We start from the raw sequence: 16560 nt of genomic DNA on the forward strand, positions 1-16560 counted from the left end.
ACGGAAAGGCCAAGCGATGCAGACCGAACGACTGGGCGCCACGCCCGAAGGCTTGGCCCGTGCCGCCGACCTGTTGAGGGACGGCGGCATCGTGGCCTTTCCGACCGAAACCGTCTACGGTCTGGGCGGGGACGCAACCGACGGTCGGGCCGTGGCGGGGATCTATCACGCCAAGGGGCGGCCATCCTTCAATCCGCTGATCGCGCATGTTCCGGACCTCGACGCGGCCGCGCCTCTGGTCCACCTGCCCCCCGAGGCGCGTGCGCTGGCGCAGGCCTTCTGGCCCGGCGCGCTGACGCTGGTCCTGCCGCTGCGGGACGGCGCGCGGGTCGCCTCGCTGGTCACGGCGGGCCTGCCCACGCTGGCGATCCGCGTTCCCGCCCATCCCGTCGCGCAGGATCTGCTGCGCCGGGTGGGCCGCCCGGTCGCCGCGCCCTCGGCCAATGTTTCGGGCCGGATCAGCCCGACCAGCGCCGCGCATGTGCTGGACCCCGATGGAGGTCTGGACGGCCGCATTGCGGCAGTGCTGGATGCGGGACCCTGTCCGGTGGGCCTGGAATCCACCATCATCGGCTGGCAGGACGGCCTGCCGGTCCTGCTGCGGCCCGGCGGCCTGCCCGCCGAGGCGATCGAGGCCGCGCTTGGCCGGCCGCTGGGACGACATGCGGGCGACCCGTCAGCGCCGGACGCCCCGGGGCAGCTGAGCAGCCATTATGCCCCGAACGCCGCCCTGCGCCTTGAGGCGAAAGAGGCCGGCGAGGGTGAAACCCTGATCACCTTTGCCGCGCCCGGCCCGTTCAGCCTGTCAGCCCATGGCGATCTGGCCGAGGCCGCCGCCAACCTTTTCGACATGCTGCGCCGCGCCGACCGCGAAGGCCGCCCCATCGCCGTGGCCCCGATCCCCGATCATGGCCTGGGCCGCGCCATCAACGACCGCCTGCGCCGCGCCGCTGCCCCCCGCGCATAAGGAGAATGCGAAAGCCGGCCCCGTCGAGGGGCATGCCTGTCGCGCGCGGGGGCTCGTCCCTCCCACGCGCGCTTTCTGCGGATGTCGCCGGCGCGGTCATCCCCCCGGCCGACGCGGGACGCGAGCAGACCACTACAATCCCAGCGAGGCATAGACATTCGACACCCGCCGGATCGCCACCACATAGGCCGCCGTGCGGAAATCGTTGACCTTGCCGTTCGACTGCCAGACATCCTTCATCTTGCCGAAGGCCTCGCGCATCGTGTCGTCCAGCCCCGAGCGCACCAGATCCAGTTCATCCGCGCCGTGCAGGAAAGCCTCCTTGAAGCCTCGGGCCAGTGCGAAATTCGTGCCGGTATCGGCCGAGATCCGTTCAAGCTCGTCGATCATCAGCCTTGCACGGGCCTCTTCGTGACGGCGCTCCAACCGGCCCAGAGAGATCTGCGACAGGTTCTTGACCCATTCGAAATAGGACACCGTCACCCCGCCGGCATTGGCATACATGTCGGGAATGATGACGATGCCCTTGCGTTTGAGGATCTCGTCGGCATTGGCGGTGACGGGACCGTTCGCAGCCTCGATGATCAGCTTGCACCTGATCCGCTCGGCATTGTCGCGATGGATCACGCTTTCGACCGCCGCCGGGATCAGGATGTCGCATTCATCCTCCAGCGCGGCCAGCCCTTCCTCGGCATAATCGCCGCCCGCGAAGCCGCGCACGCCCCCCGTCGCCTGGATATGGCCGCGCAGCGCGTCGATGTTGATGCCCTGCGGATTGCGGATGGCGCCGTCGCGTTCGATCACGCAAATGATCAGGGCCTGGTCCTCGGCCGACAGGAACTGCGCGGCGTGATAGCCGACATTGCCCAGCCCCTGCACGATGACGCGCTTGCCCGCCAGCGTGCCTTCCAGCCCGGCCTGCTTCACAACGTCGGGATGGCGGAAGAATTCGCGCAGCGCGTATTGCACGCCCCGCCCCGTCGCCTCGACCCGGCCGTCGATGCCGCCCGCGGTGCGCGGCTTGCCGGTCACGCAGGCCTTGGCGTTGATGTCGTCGGGATGCAGCCGCTTGTAGGCATCGGCCATCCAGGCCATCTCGCGTTCGCCCGTGCCCATGTCGGGGGCCGGCACGTTCTGGCTGGGCGAGATCAGGTTGCGGCGCGACAATTCATAGGTGAAGCGCCGGGTGATCCGTTCCAGCTCGTCGGCGTCCCAGGCCCGCGGGTCGATGCACAAACCGCCCTTGGATCCCCCGAACGGCACCTCGACCAGCGCGCATTTATAGGTCATCAGCGCGGCCAGCGCCTCGACCTCGTCCTGGCTGACATCCAGCGAATAGCGGATGCCGCCCTTGACCGGCTCCATATGTTCGGAATGGACCGAGCGATAGCCGGTGAAGGTGTGGATCTGCCCCCGCAGCCGCACGCCGAACCGGACCGTATAGGTCGAATTGCAGACGCGGATCTTTTCCTCCAGTCCCGGCGGCAGGTCCATCAGACCGGCGGCATGGGTGAACATCCGTTCGACCGAATCGCGAAACGAGGTCTGTCTGATCGCCATCTGCTTCCTCCCAGCTTCTGCTGAATTCCGATTTCACGCCGAGGCTAGGGCAAAGCGGCGGCGGGTTCCAACGATCTTTGCCACGATCGCGTTCGGCGAAACTCCGCGGCCCGGAACCGCTCAGATCGGCGAAAATTCCCCACCAAGGAAACATCCGCTCTGGTTTCTGCATTGACTCGCTGGTGTGAATTTCGTCCGCATATGCGACAGGGATAAAAATATGATTGATCGTCAGAGAGTTAGGATCGGACGCAAATTCGCGCAAGTCAGCGAGGGCGCGAAAGAGATATTCCTGCGGGACGGATTTTCGGGCACCAGCGTCGATGACATCGCCGCCGCCGCCAGGGTTTCCAAGGCCACGCTCTACAGCTATTTCGCCGACAAGCGGCTGATGTTCGAAGAGGCGATGCAGAACGAGCGGCAGCGGCTGGAAGACGCGATTCTCTTCGATATCCCCGCCGACGCCGCCCCGGCCCAGGCGATCCCCGCCCTGACACGGCAGATCGCCGAATGGCTGGTCGCCCCCGACAGCGTGCGGCTGTATCGTGTTCATGTCGCCGAGGCGGCGCGCTTTCCCGATGTCGCCCGGAACTATCATGCGGCGCTGCACAAGGTGCTGCGTGATCGGCTGCGCGAGCGGCTGGACCATTGGGTCGCGCGGGGCGAATTGCGCATCGAGGACACGACGCTGGCGGCCGAACAACTGGTCCGCCTCGCCGGAGCCGAGATACATGACATGGCGACACTGGACGGAGGCCACGCGCCGGATCATGACCAGATCGCGCGCATCGCCGACAGCGCCGCGCAGCTGTTCCTGAAAGCCCACGGCGTGTCCGGGCGCAACGAGCAGTCGCTGGGCGCGGCGCGCTGATGAGGCGGGCCGTCCGGATCGCGCCGGCAGCCACACGGCCGCGAAGGGAACAGATCGTGACGCCGGCGCGGCTTCTCAAATCCCGCCGCCCTGACTATAAGGCGGTATCAGCAGCCCGCGCCAAGGCCGGGATCCCCAGAGGCCGCACGCGACCATGACCAATTCAGGCCAGAACCTCATCGCCGCGCCGCAGGCCACACGCGGCGGGGGACCATTTTTCCACTTGATGCGGGCAGCGTCATCGACAACCTCGAGCGAGGGTGATTCCATGAGCATTTTTCCGTTCCCGCTGGCCTTGCCTGCCGCCATCCTGCTGGCGGCCTGTCAGCCTCTGCCTTCGGCCCCGACACCGGATGCGTCCGCGGACCAATGCCGTGCCTCGGGCTATCAGGGCCTTGTCGGCCAGCCACGCGGGATCACCGACCAGATGACCTTTCCGGTCGGGACCCGCGTCATCGGCCCCGACGATGCCGTGACCGCCGATTTCCGCCCCGACCGGCTGAACATCGAATACGGCCGCAGCGACCGGATCGAGAAGGTCAGTTGCTTCTGATCCGACCGGCCCGCGCCGTCGGCGCAGCTTTCTGGCGACCTGGGTGCGACGCGGCAGCCCCGCCTGCCGGGAATGGCGGCGGCCTCTGTCCTGCCGACGCGCTGGCCCGGCCCGCATTTGCCGGATTGATTTGCGGCGGGCGCAATGTCACCATCCGGTCATGATGAACGCCGCCCCGCCGTTTCACGCCGATCCCGACCGCGTGGTTTTCGACCGATCCGAGCTTGGGCTGATCCTGTCCGTGTATGGCCGATTCGTCGCGGCGGGCGAATGGCGCGATTATGCCATGTCGTTCCTGCGCGACGCGGCCATCTTCAGCGTGTTCCGGCGCGCCACCGAACATCCGCTGTATCGCATCGAGAAACGCCCCCGCCTGCGCAACGCCCAGGGCGCCTATCTGGTGCTGGGCATGGATGGCCAGATCCTGAAACGCGGCCATGAATTGCGACCGGTGCTGCGCGTCTTCGACAAGAAACTGATCCGCGCCATCGACTGAGCGCGAGCGGACAAAGCCCCCGCGGCCATCGGGCATCCGATCGCCGAAAGACCGGTCGGCAGCCGCAGGGCAGCGGCGCTTGCCGCGGGGCCGTCGCTCAGACCCCGGCCTCGGCCGCGATCTGCGCCTTCGACCTGCGCCCGCGTTCGGTGGCCGATTTCAACTGCCCGCAGGCGGCCATGATGTCTTCGCCGCGCGGCGTGCGGATGGGGCTGGCATAGCCTGCCTTGTGGACGATATCGGCGAAAGCCCGGATCCGGTCCTGACCGGACCGGCGATAGGGAGCGCCCGGCCATTCGTTGAACGGAATCAGGTTGATCTTGGCCGGAATTCCCCGGATCAGCCGCACCAGCCGTCGCGCATCCTCGTCGCTGTCGTTGACGCCGTCCAGCATCACGTATTCGAACGTGATCCGTTCGGAATTCGACAGCCGCGGATAATCGCGAAGCGCGTCAAGCAACGTGGCGATGTTCCAGCGCCGGTTGATCGGAACCAACTTGTCGCGCACCTCGTCCGTGGTCGCGTGGAAGGATACCGCCAGAAGACAGCCGATCTCTTCGGCCGTGCGGGCGATTTCGGGGACGACGCCGCTTGTGGACAGCGTGATCCGGCGGCGGCTGAGGCTTAGCCCCTCGCCATCCATCACGACCTTCATCGCGTCGCGAACCGATTCGAAATTATACAGCGGTTCGCCCATGCCCATCAGCACCATGTTGCTGATCAGCCGTGTCTCGTCGCGGGGCGCACCCCGGGTCGGCCATTCGCCCAGATCATCGCGCGCGACCATCAGCTGGCCGACGATCTCGGCCGGGCTCAGGTTGCGTACCAGTTTCTGCGTGCCGGTATGGCAGAAGGAACAGGTCAGCGTGCACCCGACCTGGGAACTGACGCACAGCGTCCCGCGCCCCTCTTCGGGGATATAGACCGCTTCGACCTCGTGTCCGCCGGCGATCCGCAGCAGGTATTTCCGCGTTCCGTCCGCAGAAACCTGCCGGGTCACCATCTCGGGCAGCGAAATCTGGAAACTGTCCGCCAGCAGGGCACGGTAATCCTTGGCCAGATTGGTCATCGCCGCGAAATCGCGCACGCCCCAGTGATAGATCCACTGCCAGACCTGCCCGACCCGCATCCTTGCCTGCGGCTCGGGCGTGCCGGCGGCGATCAGCGCCTCGCGCAGCTGATCGCGCGTCAGCCCGACAAGGTTCAGGCGCCCGGTTTCGGGCAGCTTGCGGGGAATGGTCAGCACATCCTGCGTGATCGGGGCGGTCATGATGTCACCGGCGATAGGAACAAAGACAGGCAGATAGGCCAGAAAGGCCGGTCTTTCAACCGGCCTCGTCGCTGGCGCATCACGATCCGTCAAGGCAATCCGCCCGGGGCGCGCGGGTCCTGCGCTGCCGGTTACTGGCAGCGTTCCTTCGCGGTGTTGGTCGCCGCGGTGACGCCCGACAGGCTGAACGTATCCTTGGTGGTGGTCCCGCGCGAGGACCGGCCGGTGATGATCGCGGTGGCCCCGGCGCGCAGCGCGCCGATCAGCTTCTGATCGTCCGAGGGGCTGCCGGTCCAGGCGCTCTCGCCCTCGGTGAACAGGTTGAACTTCTGCCCGCCGACATCGACCTCGACCGTCGAATCCGGCGAGAACGGGTAGCCGCCGGTGAACGAGACTTCGCCATTCTGGCCCGGACGATAGGCGACATAAAGGCGGATGTCGCCGCGCGTCACCTCGACCTCCTTGCCGTCCTGGGTGTTCAGGGTCGATTTCGGCGGCGAGACCGCCCAGCACTCCTTGGGATTCTGCGCCGCGAAAACGGTCCAGTCCCCCTCGGTCGCCACGACATTGGTGGATTCCTGTGCGCTTGCCGTCCCCAGTCCCGTCACCAGGACCGCGATCGCCGCCATGCCGCGCAGCGTCGTCTTTTTCATGCTCTGGCCTCCTGCCATAGGTTTCGCCGCTTTGGGCGGCGTTGTTCCCGATTGCCGTGGTCTTTTCAACCATCTGGGCTAAGGATACCTGAAATCCGGGCGCGAAAAAGGGGCGCACAGCAGAAAATCGCGCAATTGTCAGGGAGATTCCGATGCACGATGCCGAACTGATCGAGCTGTGCCGGGGGGGACGCCGCGAAAGCCTGCACCGGGGCCATGCGGTGATCTGCGATGCCAGCGGCGTGGTCGAGGCCTGGGGCAGTCCGGCGCAGATCGTGTTTCCGCGTTCCTCGTGCAAGATGATCCAGGCGCTTCCACTGATCGAAAGCGGTGCCGCCGATGCCGCGGGCCTGACGGACCGCCAGCTTGCCCTGGCCTGCGCCAGCCACAGCGGTGCCGCGATCCATGTCGCGGGCGTGTCGGACTGGCTGCGGACGCTGGGCCTGGACGAAGCGGACCTGCGCTGCGGCAGCCACATGCCCCGCGACCCGGCCGAACATCGCCGCCTGACCTGTTCCGGCGAAAGTCCCTGCCAGATCTACAACAATTGTTCGGGCAAACATGCCGGGTTCCTGACCCTGAACCGGCATCTGGGCGGCGGGGCGGAGTATATCGATCCGGACCACCCGGTCCAGCAGGCTGTGAAGGCCGCCTTCGAAGAGATGACCGGCGAGGTCAGCCCCGGTTTTGGCATCGACGGCTGCTCGGCCCCGAACCACGCCTGCTCGCTCGTGGGGCTGGCCAACGCCATGGTGGCCTTTGCCCGTCCCGGCGGCGACCGGCGCGGTCAGGCCATGCGAAGGTTGACGCTTGCGATGCGCGACCATCCCGAGCTGGTGGCCGGCGAGGGCCGCGCCTGCACAGCATTGATGCGCGCCATGGATGGCCGCGTCGCCGTCAAGACCGGCGCCGAGGGCGTCTTCGTCGCGATCCTGCCCGATCACGGCCTGGGTATTGCGCTGAAGATCACCGACGGCGCCACCCGCGCCGCCGAGGCCGCGATCACCGCGCTGCTGGTTCATCTGGGGGCGCTGCCAGAGGCCGATCCGGTCGTGGAACGCTATCTGACGGCTCCGATCCGCAACTGGCGCGGCATGGTGACGGGCCAGATGCGCCGCGCGACGGCGTTTCCGGCCTGAACCGTCACGAATCCGATACATGGTTCCGCTTTAATCGCGCATGAGGGCAGCGCCCCCTTTCTGGCCCTCATCCCGGACGACGACCAGCCGGCGCCCCTTGGCAGAGCGGGCGCCGGCCCTGGCCTGGACCGGACCCAACGGGGTCGTCCGCCGGGTCGCGCAAAACCGGGCCCGGGCGCGGCAGTCGGCGATCCGCGGGTTTTACGCCGCGGCGGGGTGTCACCCTGTGCGTCAGCCGCCGACGAATTCCGCCGCGCGATAGCCCTGCAGATACAGCAATGCGCTGAGATCGCCGTGGTTGATGCGGATCTTCGCCTGCGCCGCGACGACCGGCTTGGCGTGCAGGGCCACGCCCGTCCCCGCCAGTTGCAGCATCCCCAGATCGTTTGCGCCATCGCCAACGGCAATCGCATCCTCGGGCGTCCGGCCCAGCCCGGCGGCGATCTCGCGCAGCGCCTCGACCTTGGCTTCGCGGCCCAGCACGGGCAGCGCCACATGGCCGGTCAGCACGCCGGCTTCGGACAGCAGGGTATTGGCGCGGTGCGTGTCAAAACCCAGCCTTTCGGCAACCGGCCCGGTAAAGGCCGTGAACCCGCCCGAAACCAGCGCCGCATGGCCGCCATTGGCCCGCATCGTGGCGACCAGTTCCCGCCCACCCGGCGTCAGCGTGATGCGCCGGTCCAGGACCTCGGCCACGACCGATTCGCGCAGACCGGCCAGAAGGCCGACCCGTTCGACCAGCGCCTCGTGGAAGTTCAGCTCGCCGTTCATCGCCCGCGCGGTGATGGCCGCGACCCGCGGCCCGACGCCGGCCATGTCGGCCAGTTCGTCCACGCATTCCTGCCCGATCATGGTCGAATCCATATCGGCCAGAAGGATCGACTTGCGTCGCCCGGTTCCGGGCTGGATCGCCATGTCGATGCCGATGGTCTGAAGATCGGACCAGACCTGATCGACATCCGTCGGCATGGTTCCGATATCGAATTCGCCGGCAATGCCCGGGTTCAGCCAGCGCGGCGTGCCGCCGTCCCAGCTTCTGGACAGCCCGTCCAGCAACGCGCTTTCCAGATTGGCGTTGGCAGGCGCTGTGATCAGCGAGACGGTGAACATGGGCTGCTCCTTCCGGGGATCGGCGAGGCCGGGATCTAGGCCAAAGATTTCCCTTGCGCCAGTGCCGGCGGCAGTTGTATGCCCCGCGGCGGGTCACCCCGCCCAACGAGGGTGAGCAGTCATTCCGTTTTTTCCTTTCGGTTCTGACAGTTGCGGAACCATTGATCGCGCCGCGTGTCGCTGGCGTGTCAAATAGAGCGTCGGTGATGGTCTTGTCCTTGACCGCGTGGGCATAGGTTTGCAGCACCGTCGCCGCGTCCTTCAACCTCCCATCTCGGCCACGGTCTTCACGTCCATTCCCATATGCAGCATCGAGGTTGCAAAGCCGTGGCGGCTGCAATGCAGTGTCAGCCGCTGGATGCCCGCCCGCTTGCAGACGTTGTTCCACGCGCCCCGAAGACTGCCGCGCCCCGAATAGTCGAAGACCAGTTCATCGGCCTTTCGGTTGCTCGGCAGGTTCGCCAATACCGCGACCAGTTCAGGCGGCAGATGCGCCTCGCGGCTCCACGGCGCGGGCTTGAACAGATACAACTTGGCGGTGCGCTGATGCAGGTCCACATCGCCCCAGATCATGCGGCAGGCTTCGCCGATCCGGGCCGTCCCGAACATGAAAACGCAGAGCGCACCCAGATGCGGCAAGTCGTCCTCAATGGCCTGCGCGTCGAAAGCTCGGACCCATTCAATCGTCGCCGGGATCTTCACCTCGGGGCTTTCGGTGTATCACTTCACTGAAATCCGGCTGCACCAACCCAGCCCGGCGGCATGGTTGATCGCGGCTTGCGTCGGCTTAAGAACCTGTCTGTTCCAGGTCGGCTCGTTCGCCTTTGGATAAATCACTTTCGCAGCCCTGCGGATCGTCTCGGCATGGACGTTCTCGACCAGCGTGTCTTTCCAATAGTCCACCAGCTTCAACAGAAAGCGTTCGGATTTATCGGCATCGATGTAGGCGTTGAACACCTGCGCCATCGTCAGCCCCGCCCCTGGTCCATTGAAACGACTGAGAGGTGGTCGCGAGATTTCGGACCAGTTGCTAAGCTGTAGCGACTGACGAAGGAATACCCCGGATGACGAAGCGGAAACGCTATTCGGCGGAGTTCAAGGCCAGGGTTGCGCTTGAAGCCATCCGTGAAGAGTTGACGACGGCCGAGCTGGCCAGGAAGTACGGCGTCCATCCCACAATGATCAGCGGATGGAAGAGAACGGTGATCGAGAACATGGCATCGGTGTTTGGCGGTGCCGCCTCGGCCGAGCCGGCGATTTCCGGGAAGGATGTCGAGAAGCTGCATGCCAAGATCGGCCAGCTGGTCGTGGAACGGGATTTTTTGGCCGATGCCTCCAGTCTCATCCTCGGCACTGGAGGCGGAAAGCGGTGAAGCAGGACCATCCCGATCTCAGCATCCGGCGGCAGTGCGGTCTGTTGTCTCTGGCGCGCTCCAGCCTCTATTGTCACCCGCGCGGGGAAAGCGCCGAGAACCTGGCGTTCATGAAAATCATCGACCGGCAGTTCCTGGAAACGCCCTGGTACGGCTCGCGGCAGATGGCCCGCCACATGCAGCGTGAGGGGCACAGATGCGGGCGCCACCGGGTGCGGCGGCTGATGAGGCTCATGCGTCTGGTGCCGATCTGCCAGGAGCCGAAAACCAGCAGGAAGCATCCGGCGCACGAGATTTGTCCGGACTTGCTCCGGGACCTGCCCATCACCCGGCCAGATCAGGTCTGGTGTGTCGACATCAGCGCCATCCCGATGCGCCGTGGGTTCCTGTACCTCGTGGCGATCATGGACTGGTTCAGCCGAAAGGTGCTCAGCTGGCGGCTGTCAAACTCCATGGAGGCCGGGTTCTGCGTCGAGGCGCTGACGGAGGCTCTGGCCAGATATGGGGAGCCGGAGATTTTCAATTCGGATCAGGGCGCGCAGTTCACCAGCACCGATTTCACCGACGTGCTGCACGACGCCAAGGTGAAGATCTCGATGGACGGACGCGGCCGCTGGATCGACAACCGGATGATAGAGCGGCTCTGGCGGTCGTTGAAATACGAATGCGTCTACCTGAACGCCTGCGGGACCGGCTCTGAAGCCCGTAACGGGATCGGCACCTGGATCAGCTGCTACAACGAAAGACGCCCGCACTCATCGCATGGGCTGATGACGCCAGGCGAGGCCTATGATACGCCGCCCAAGACCCTGAAAGCCGCCGCCTGAAATGAAACCCATGCCATAGCTTACCCCGGCGGAATACTGGTCGAAAACGCAGGACCGCCTCTCTCCGATGAGCAACTGGATGGCGCTTACGTACTGACCAAACAGTTCAGCGGGCAGGTAGCCTTGATCCACGGATTCAATGATGACTACGAGGTCTGCAATATCCTTCGCCAGCGGCTCGAAACCGAGGGCGGAACCTATAGCTGCGTGCTGGAATCCAATATCGGAATTAATCCATAGAGACCTAGCTCACGGAGGGAGGCCGGATTGGTCGACCGCTGACAGAACGGGGCCGGTGCAGCATCCCACTGCCTCCGGCCACTTGGTCCCCTGACACGGGGTCCGGTGGCTGCCCCCGCTGTAATCCGTGACAACCTGCGCCGCGCCCCCCGGAAGTATCGGAAGGGGACCGCGCCGTGACGGGGTTATGGCTACCCAAAAGCCGGGCACTCACCGTCTAATCCCAGATGCTTCGCGGGAACAGAAATCCGCAGGGCGCATCCCGGCCCTATGCCGTCAGTCCTGCCAGTCGATGAACGACTCGGCATCCTTGATCGTCGCCACGTCCAGGCCTGCCGCCTTGGCCTCGGCCAGCGCGCCCAGCATCGTCGCGAAAGCCCGCGCCTTGCTGCCAGCGTCGAAAGCTGCATCGGCCTCACGCAGTCGATTTTTACGGCCAGCCCGATTTTTTCGCTGGCTTCCTCGGCCAGCAGGTTGGCGATCGGTTGCAGGACAAGCTGCGCCAGGTGCCGCTGGGCCTCGCGCACCATCGGCCCGGTCGTCGCCGGGTTCATCAGGCCGGGCAGAATGCCGAAGGTGCCGTAGATCGCGCCCTTGGCATCGGCCAACAGCTTGTCGGCCAGGGTCTTGTCCAGATGCGGGGAAAGCTGATCGGGGTGCTGGCCGATCTGGGGGTTCATGCCAGCCGCCGTCGCCTGCGCCACGCCCTCGATCACCAGAGCCGCGCCGCGCCGCCCGCGAAAGCCTGCCCGAAGTTGCTCCATATCGTCGGCGCTGCCCTCGGGGACGGGGACGATCTGGCTGCCGAGGGGCGCATTCTTGAACACGTCGCGCAGGGCCGTTTCCAGTTCATGCAGAAGCTGTGCCGAGAGTTGCGCCCGCCGCAGGGGTGCCGAGCCTGCCCACGGGGTCGATGCGTCACAGCCGATGCGGAAATGCAGAACCTCAGGGGCCAGCACGGTTTCCCGCCGCCCACCGCCGATCTCGGGGATGCCGAGTCGATAGGCGCGGGGAATGCCGTTGCGGGTCGATACGTCCCAATCGGTCGCCGGAATAAGCCGGTCGCGGACCAGGAAGACACATTCGCCACGCAAGGCCAGAGCGCGGGCGATGATCGCCATCGTGCGCCGGTCCAGCAGATCGGTGCCGGTCACATCGGCCAGAGAAAGGCCACTTTCCCAGAGGCTCACAGAGGTTTGCACCGCCGCCGTGAGTTCGGCCATGCCGGACGCGCCGCTGATCCACGCTTCCCGCGCCGCCATGATCGAAGCGGTGTAGCCGGTGCCGGATGAACGGGTTTCAACGGGTGGTTGCCCGCCCCTTGATCCACGCCGGAACAGATCCAGGACGCCCATCAGAGCCTCCACCGATTCAGATGATGAACAGCGCCACGATAGGGCTGCCGGTCCTGATGGGTTTCCCAAGCCCGCGCCTCGATCTGGGCCGAGGAATAGGCGGGGCGGGTGACTGCCGAGAGTTCAAACAACGCCGCCGGGCTGATGGTCCGCAGGACGCTGTTGCCGCGCCGCTCGATGCGTTCGCCGCCCAGATCGACACGGAAGCCCGGCGACAGGCCCCGGATCAGCCCGCCCGCGTGAGCCGCCAGAAAGTCACGCGCCCAGGTCGTGCCATCCGCAATCGTCGCCTCGATCACCAGCGCGTCGTCGCCATCGGCCAGGGTGAGGTTGCCCGCCGCCCGCGAGGCAAGGGGTTTGTTGTAATCGTGACCGGACAGCAGGTGGATATCCTCGCCCGCCTCGATCCGATCCGAGAATGCCCGAGAGGCGATAACCTCGCGCCGCCCCGGTGCCAGTTCGGTTTCGGCTCCATAGGGGAACGTCGCCCGAAGGCGGGTTGCCCCGCCCTCGCTGCGCAGTTCCAGCGCCCCGAGATTGCCGCCCCACAGCATCAGGGTTCACCGATGCCGGTCAGGATGCGGGTTTGCAAACCGCGCGGGACAGTGAAGTCCGCGGTGACAAGCCCGGTCAGGACCCTGCACGTTGGCCGTCATGATCGCCGTTTCACCGGGGATCACGTTGCTGATCGCCGGGGTTCCGACATGCTTGGTCAGGCGGTCCCATTCGCTCACAGCCGTGCCGCTGATCAACGCATCATCCAGAGCCGCCCAGATCGCCGGGTCAAAGCCCAGGTTCACTTGGCTGGCCGAGGTGATCGCGTTGGCCTGCATGAAGGCCACGACTTCGGCGCGGAATGCCGCCCAGGTTGCCGTCGCGCCAACGGCAGTCTCGGTGATGCCGTAGGTCGCCGCGCCGGGGATGAAGCCCAGAGGCTCGCCCGCCGCGCCGCTGCCGTTGATCACAACCCGATCAAATTCGGTGCCGAGCACCGCGTTCAGATCGCGCCGGATTGCAGCCTCCAGACCTTCGCCTGCCTGCTTCAGAGCCTTGCGGCTGATCACCATCTGCGCGCCGCCGGTATGATCGGGGTTCAGGATGCGCTCGGCGGTCTGATATTCCGAAGCCGCGCCGACATTGGCGAGTTCATTGGTCTGCCAGCCGAAGATCGCGCCCGCCGTGGCGACGGGAAAGGCCAGTTCGCCCGAGGTGATGTTGATGCGCTGGACGCCCAACCGCTCGGCAACGCTGCCGGGAAAGATCCGGTCGATGATCGGGCGGATCGTCTTGGGGTTCGGCACATCAGCCGCGACAGTCTCGCCCGCGCGAGTTTCAAGCGCGGCGAAAGGAACAGGGATGCCCTGATAGCCGCCCGCGTTGCGCAGTTCCTCGACGATCTCTTTCGTCGCCCCGTTCAGCGCCCGGCCTTCATCGAGGGCGAAAGCCACCTGACGCAGCTCGAAGCGCCCGACCAGATCGGACCATTCCCGGTCCGAACGGGTTTCCAGATCGGCCCCGGCCTCGCGCCGTTCCTGATCCTCGGCAGTCAGGGCCGCACGATAACGGGTTTCGTTGGTCCGATATTCCTGATCCATGTCGCTCATGGACCGCGTTTCGTCCTCGGTCGGCTTGTCCTTGCCCACCAGTTCCGCCAGCGCCTGCCGGATTTCCGACTGGCGACGGGCGATTTTCACAGAATCCAGCATGTCATTACCTCATGTTGCCGGGTTGGGATTTGTCGCCAGTTCGGCAACAGCTTTGCCCCAGGCTTGACGCTCGGGGGTGATGATCGGCGCGGAATGCCCGCACTCGATCCGGGTCTTTTTCGTGTGGCAGGACGGGCAGCGGGTCGCACAATTGGCCGGGTCGAAGCCCAGATCGGGGCGCGTCCGCACCGGCTGGATATGGTCGATTTCCAGCCTGCCGCGCGTCTGCCCGCAATCGACGCAGGCCCAGCCGTCGCGTTCCAGAACGACATGCCGCAGAACCTGCCAGCGCCGGGTTGAGGTCACGCGCTTTGAATGCCGGTGATACTGACGCATCATGCCCATGCGACCCTCGCTTTCCGCGTCGGAGCCGCCTTCATGCGCTGCCCCTGCGCGACGGCCAGCAGCGTTGCCGCAGCAGCGTCGATGCGGCCGAGGGATCGCGCCTTCGCCAGCTTGGCGTTGTTGGCCGGGTCATGCAGGACGATGGCATCGGAGAAAGCCGAGCGCAGCAGCAGCGACGGGGAAACCTTCACCTCGCCGTCGAACAGCGCCCGCCGAAAGCGTTCCACGTCCTCGCTGCCGTCCTTCCATCCGAAGCCGCGCCAGATGAACGGGACGCGGGACAACCCGGCTTTCTCCATCGCCTCGACAAATTCGGCATGGCGGAACCGGTCGCCCACGACACAGGCCACCTCGGCCCCGTCCAGTTGCCGCACGATCTCGGCCAGCCAAGGGCCGGGCGGAACGGTCGCATCGCCCATCGTGATCAGTTCGCCACGCTCGGCCATCTCGACATAGCGCCCCGACACGCTGTCAGCCGCGCCGCGATCCGCAAGGCCGGGATTGCTGGGGAAGGTGCCCAAGGCTTCCAGACACCCGGTTTCGGGCCAGTAGAGCGCCGCCGCCGACATGGACCGGCTGCCGCCAGGATCCACGCCGAGGATACAAGTCGACTTGCCGTCAGCCGCGATACAGCGCGCCAGCCCGCCGCCATTGCCGGAATATTCGACTTCCAGCTTGGAGCCGCGCCGGATCAGGAATTGCTCTTGTTCATCCTCGGGCAGCCCTTCGATGAAACCGACCAGAAACTGAAACGCGGTCTTGGCCTGATCGCGGTTCCGCGCAGCGAACAGGATCTCGCGTTTCGGCTGATCGTCCCAGACGCCCTTGAGCGCGCCGAGCGCCAGCCCGGCAGACAGAGCGGTCTTGGCGTTTCCGCGTCCGATTGACAGGCAGGCCACCATCACGCCGTCGCCCAGAGAGCCGCAAACGAATTGGCGCTTAAATCCGGCCAGCTTGAGCGGTTGACCGGCCATTTTCCCCTCCGGAATTTTCAGGGTTTCCAGAAATGCAATCGCCTGATCGGCCATGTTTGGGGCCGGAAGAGAGAGCGCAACACTTAGGCGCCGGTCCCCCGCCCCGACCGATTTCCGGGCATTGGGACCAGATCCAGCCCGCGCTTTTGCCTTGACCGCCGTCGCCGTCATGGGGTCGCCTCGGGCTGGCAGGCACGGACGCCGCGATACCGGGCCACGATACGGGCCGCAGCCAGAGACAGGCCCACGGTCCGCTCGGTCTCGCCGCCTCGGGCATCTGGGCTTTCAGGTTCTCGATTTCGTGGCGATCCGTCCGCGCGCCAGCGGGCAGTTCGGCCACCAACTCATGCAACCCGACCCAATCGTCCTCGAGCGCCTCGCGGGTCAACTTCGATGCGTCCTTGCAAATCATGCGTCACCCCGATCGATCAGATCGAAGTCGTCGCAGCCGTCGAAGTCGCCGCGATGCTGGTAAACCTCATTCACCATGCGGTTCATCAGGGCGTGTTGCTTTGGGCTGGGTTGCCAGTTGCGGCGCTTGGACTGCCGCATGATCGACAGAGCGAAGCCCTTGGCCCAGTCGTTCGATGCCGCCTTGCAGACGGTCGGCCATGACCAGAGCAATTCGTCCACGGAAAGCTGCCTATTCATCGCCAGCCCCCCAGATGATCAGGGCCAGCGTGGCGGCTGTAGCGCCCCGGATGCCGTAGAGGGTGCCGAGGCGGGATGCGCGAATGGTGTTCATGCCGCCGCCCTCCGGTCGAGATGCCCGAGGAAGGCGGCTTGGTCTCGACCGTTCATCGCCTCACAGGCGGCGAGGGCATAGGCTTTTAGCTCGGCGCGGGTGGCCCAAACCGCCCATTCCCGAGCCTCGGCCATGATCGGCCCGAAACCGGTGGTCGGCTGCCCGGCGCGCATCACGTCGATGAACCGTTCCATCAGGGGAACGCGGTCGCGAGCGTCACAGGCAAACACGGCTTGGAGCAAGCCCCTTGCCGCAGATTCGCGTTTCAGGTTACGTCGATCCAGTCTAGCCAGACTTCGTTATCCGCCCCGGTTGCGCCTGCCAGCGCGCCGGGGCTTTCGTTTTCCGGTGGAACGTCGCCAGAACACCGCGTGTC

At 65.8% G+C, this 16560-nt stretch carries 19 protein-coding genes; 6 read left to right on the forward strand and 13 right to left on the reverse strand.

What is annotated here, in order from left to right; translation table 11 throughout:
* The first annotated feature begins 16 nt into the window (after window positions 1-16).
* A complete protein-coding gene (locus AC13CR_RS06590; RefSeq protein WP_482900587.1) occupies window positions 17-967 on the forward strand; it encodes an L-threonylcarbamoyladenylate synthase in 951 nt (316 codons plus the stop codon).
* 132 nt (window positions 968-1099) lie between these two features.
* Here AC13CR_RS06590 and AC13CR_RS06595 read toward each other — a convergent pair whose 3' ends face one another.
* Window positions 1100-2527 (reverse strand): Glu/Leu/Phe/Val family dehydrogenase, encoded by a 1428-nt coding sequence (locus AC13CR_RS06595; RefSeq protein ID WP_292958970.1) that lies wholly within the window; start codon window positions 2525-2527, stop codon window positions 1100-1102.
* Window positions 2528-2747: 220 nt separating this feature from the next.
* Here AC13CR_RS06595 and AC13CR_RS06600 point away from each other — a divergent pair, with 220 nt between their 5' ends.
* From AC13CR_RS06600 to AC13CR_RS06610, 3 genes are all read left to right on the forward strand, one after another.
* Window positions 2748-3398 (forward strand): TetR/AcrR family transcriptional regulator, encoded by a 651-nt coding sequence (locus tag AC13CR_RS06600; protein WP_482900588.1) that lies wholly within the window; start codon window positions 2748-2750, stop codon window positions 3396-3398.
* Between the two features lie 268 nt (window positions 3399-3666).
* Window positions 3667-3951: an I78 family peptidase inhibitor gene (locus AC13CR_RS06605; protein WP_292958966.1), complete on the forward strand. Its 285-nt coding sequence runs from the start codon at window positions 3667-3669 to the stop codon at window positions 3949-3951.
* Window positions 3952-4114: 163 nt separating this feature from the next.
* Window positions 4115-4447 (forward strand): DUF2794 domain-containing protein, encoded by a 333-nt coding sequence (locus AC13CR_RS06610; protein WP_414692195.1) that lies wholly within the window; start codon window positions 4115-4117, stop codon window positions 4445-4447.
* Window positions 4448-4544: 97 nt separating this feature from the next.
* Here the strand turns inward: AC13CR_RS06610 and rlmN are convergent, their stop codons facing one another.
* Both rlmN and AC13CR_RS06620 read right to left on the reverse strand, forming a co-directional pair.
* Window positions 4545-5717 (reverse strand): dual-specificity RNA methyltransferase RlmN, encoded by a 1173-nt coding sequence (rlmN, locus tag AC13CR_RS06615; protein ID WP_292958962.1) that lies wholly within the window; start codon window positions 5715-5717, stop codon window positions 4545-4547.
* A 131-nt stretch (window positions 5718-5848) separates the two neighbouring features.
* Entirely contained in the window at window positions 5849-6370 is a 522-nt protein-coding gene (locus AC13CR_RS06620) for an invasion associated locus B family protein (protein ID WP_292958960.1), read from the reverse strand.
* 152 nt (window positions 6371-6522) lie between these two features.
* Between AC13CR_RS06620 and AC13CR_RS06625 the strand changes: the two genes are divergently transcribed.
* Window positions 6523-7509 (forward strand): asparaginase, encoded by a 987-nt coding sequence (locus AC13CR_RS06625; RefSeq protein ID WP_482900589.1) that lies wholly within the window; start codon window positions 6523-6525, stop codon window positions 7507-7509.
* Window positions 7510-7740: 231 nt separating this feature from the next.
* On the opposite strand, the gene serB is transcribed toward AC13CR_RS06625, so the two are convergent.
* From serB to AC13CR_RS06640, 3 genes are all read right to left on the reverse strand, one after another.
* On the reverse strand, window positions 7741-8619 hold the full coding sequence (serB, locus tag AC13CR_RS06630; RefSeq protein WP_292958956.1) for a phosphoserine phosphatase SerB: 879 nt from the start codon (window positions 8617-8619) through the stop codon (window positions 7741-7743).
* Between the two features lie 261 nt (window positions 8620-8880).
* Complete coding sequence (locus AC13CR_RS06635) at window positions 8881-9321, reverse strand: tyrosine-type recombinase/integrase (protein WP_446236262.1); 441 nt, start codon at window positions 9319-9321, stop codon at window positions 8881-8883.
* Between the two features lie 18 nt (window positions 9322-9339).
* On the reverse strand, window positions 9340-9585 hold the full coding sequence (locus AC13CR_RS06640) for a hypothetical protein (protein ID WP_292978118.1): 246 nt from the start codon (window positions 9583-9585) through the stop codon (window positions 9340-9342).
* A gap of 98 nt (window positions 9586-9683) precedes the next feature.
* Here AC13CR_RS06640 and AC13CR_RS06645 point away from each other — a divergent pair.
* Window positions 9684-10819 (forward strand): IS3 family transposase gene (locus AC13CR_RS06645; RefSeq protein ID WP_482900590.1). Its coding sequence is split into 2 segments (ribosomal slippage): window positions 9684-9951 and window positions 9951-10819, totalling 1137 coding nucleotides; the frame shifts between segments, so codons are not numbered across the junction.
* 431 nt (window positions 10820-11250) lie between these two features.
* Here AC13CR_RS06645 and AC13CR_RS06650 read toward each other — a convergent pair.
* The 7 genes from AC13CR_RS06650 to AC13CR_RS06680 form a co-directional block, all read right to left on the reverse strand.
* A complete protein-coding gene (locus AC13CR_RS06650) occupies window positions 11251-12414 on the reverse strand; it encodes a phage portal family protein (RefSeq protein ID WP_298855806.1) in 1164 nt (387 codons plus the stop codon).
* On the reverse strand, window positions 12414-12968 hold the full coding sequence (locus AC13CR_RS06655; protein WP_292959116.1) for an HK97 family phage prohead protease: 555 nt from the start codon (window positions 12966-12968) through the stop codon (window positions 12414-12416). The genes AC13CR_RS06650 and AC13CR_RS06655 overlap by 1 nt, the downstream gene beginning before the upstream one ends.
* 6 nt (window positions 12969-12974) lie before the next feature.
* Window positions 12975-14120, reverse strand: coding sequence for a phage major capsid protein (locus AC13CR_RS06660; RefSeq protein WP_446233219.1), 1146 nt, complete (start codon window positions 14118-14120; stop codon window positions 12975-12977).
* Between the two features lie 9 nt (window positions 14121-14129).
* Window positions 14130-14426, reverse strand: coding sequence for an HNH endonuclease (locus AC13CR_RS06665; protein ID WP_292978411.1), 297 nt, complete (start codon window positions 14424-14426; stop codon window positions 14130-14132).
* 29 nt (window positions 14427-14455) lie between these two features.
* On the reverse strand, window positions 14456-15439 hold the full coding sequence (locus tag AC13CR_RS06670; RefSeq protein WP_292959119.1) for a hypothetical protein: 984 nt from the start codon (window positions 15437-15439) through the stop codon (window positions 14456-14458).
* 408 nt (window positions 15440-15847) lie between these two features.
* Window positions 15848-16072 carry a hypothetical protein gene (locus AC13CR_RS06675; protein WP_292959120.1) on the reverse strand — a complete coding sequence of 75 codons (225 nt, stop codon included), beginning with the start codon at window positions 16070-16072 and terminating at the stop codon, window positions 15848-15850.
* Between the two features lie 108 nt (window positions 16073-16180).
* Entirely contained in the window at window positions 16181-16378 is a 198-nt protein-coding gene (locus tag AC13CR_RS06680) for a hypothetical protein (RefSeq protein ID WP_293014418.1), read from the reverse strand.
* Window positions 16379-16560 lie beyond the last annotated feature (182 nt).

Source organism: Paracoccus sp. L-17, from assembly GCF_056857655.1.

Excerpts from the sequence above, each read along its gene's own strand:
- AC13CR_RS06655 (WP_292959116.1), bottom strand. The coding sequence starts at position 12,968 with ATGCTGTGGGGCGGCAATCTCGGGGCGCTGGAACTGCGCAGCGAGGGC.
- AC13CR_RS06595 (WP_292958970.1), bottom strand. The coding sequence starts at position 2,527 with ATGGCGATCAGACAGACCTCGTTTCGCGATTCGGTCGAACGGATGTTC.
- AC13CR_RS06670 (WP_292959119.1), bottom strand. The coding sequence starts at position 15,439 with ATGGCCGGTCAACCGCTCAAGCTGGCCGGATTTAAGCGCCAATTCGTT.
- AC13CR_RS06640 (WP_292978118.1), bottom strand. The coding sequence starts at position 9,585 with ATGGCGCAGGTGTTCAACGCCTACATCGATGCCGATAAATCCGAACGC.
- serB (WP_292958956.1), bottom strand. The coding sequence starts at position 8,619 with ATGTTCACCGTCTCGCTGATCACAGCGCCTGCCAACGCCAATCTGGAA.
- AC13CR_RS06590 (WP_482900587.1), top strand. The coding sequence starts at position 17 with ATGCAGACCGAACGACTGGGCGCCACGCCCGAAGGCTTGGCCCGTGCC.
- AC13CR_RS06610 (WP_414692195.1), top strand. The coding sequence starts at position 4,115 with ATGAACGCCGCCCCGCCGTTTCACGCCGATCCCGACCGCGTGGTTTTC.
- AC13CR_RS06620 (WP_292958960.1), bottom strand. The coding sequence starts at position 6,370 with ATGAAAAAGACGACGCTGCGCGGCATGGCGGCGATCGCGGTCCTGGTG.
- AC13CR_RS06605 (WP_292958966.1), top strand. The coding sequence starts at position 3,667 with ATGAGCATTTTTCCGTTCCCGCTGGCCTTGCCTGCCGCCATCCTGCTG.
- AC13CR_RS06650 (WP_298855806.1), bottom strand. The coding sequence starts at position 12,414 with ATGGGCGTCCTGGATCTGTTCCGGCGTGGATCAAGGGGCGGGCAACCA.
- AC13CR_RS06625 (WP_482900589.1), top strand. The coding sequence starts at position 6,523 with ATGCACGATGCCGAACTGATCGAGCTGTGCCGGGGGGGACGCCGCGAA.
- AC13CR_RS06680 (WP_293014418.1), bottom strand. The coding sequence starts at position 16,378 with ATGGAACGGTTCATCGACGTGATGCGCGCCGGGCAGCCGACCACCGGT.
- AC13CR_RS06600 (WP_482900588.1), top strand. The coding sequence starts at position 2,748 with ATGATTGATCGTCAGAGAGTTAGGATCGGACGCAAATTCGCGCAAGTC.
- rlmN (WP_292958962.1), bottom strand. The coding sequence starts at position 5,717 with ATGACCGCCCCGATCACGCAGGATGTGCTGACCATTCCCCGCAAGCTG.
- AC13CR_RS06660 (WP_446233219.1), bottom strand. The coding sequence starts at position 14,120 with ATGCTGGATTCTGTGAAAATCGCCCGTCGCCAGTCGGAAATCCGGCAG.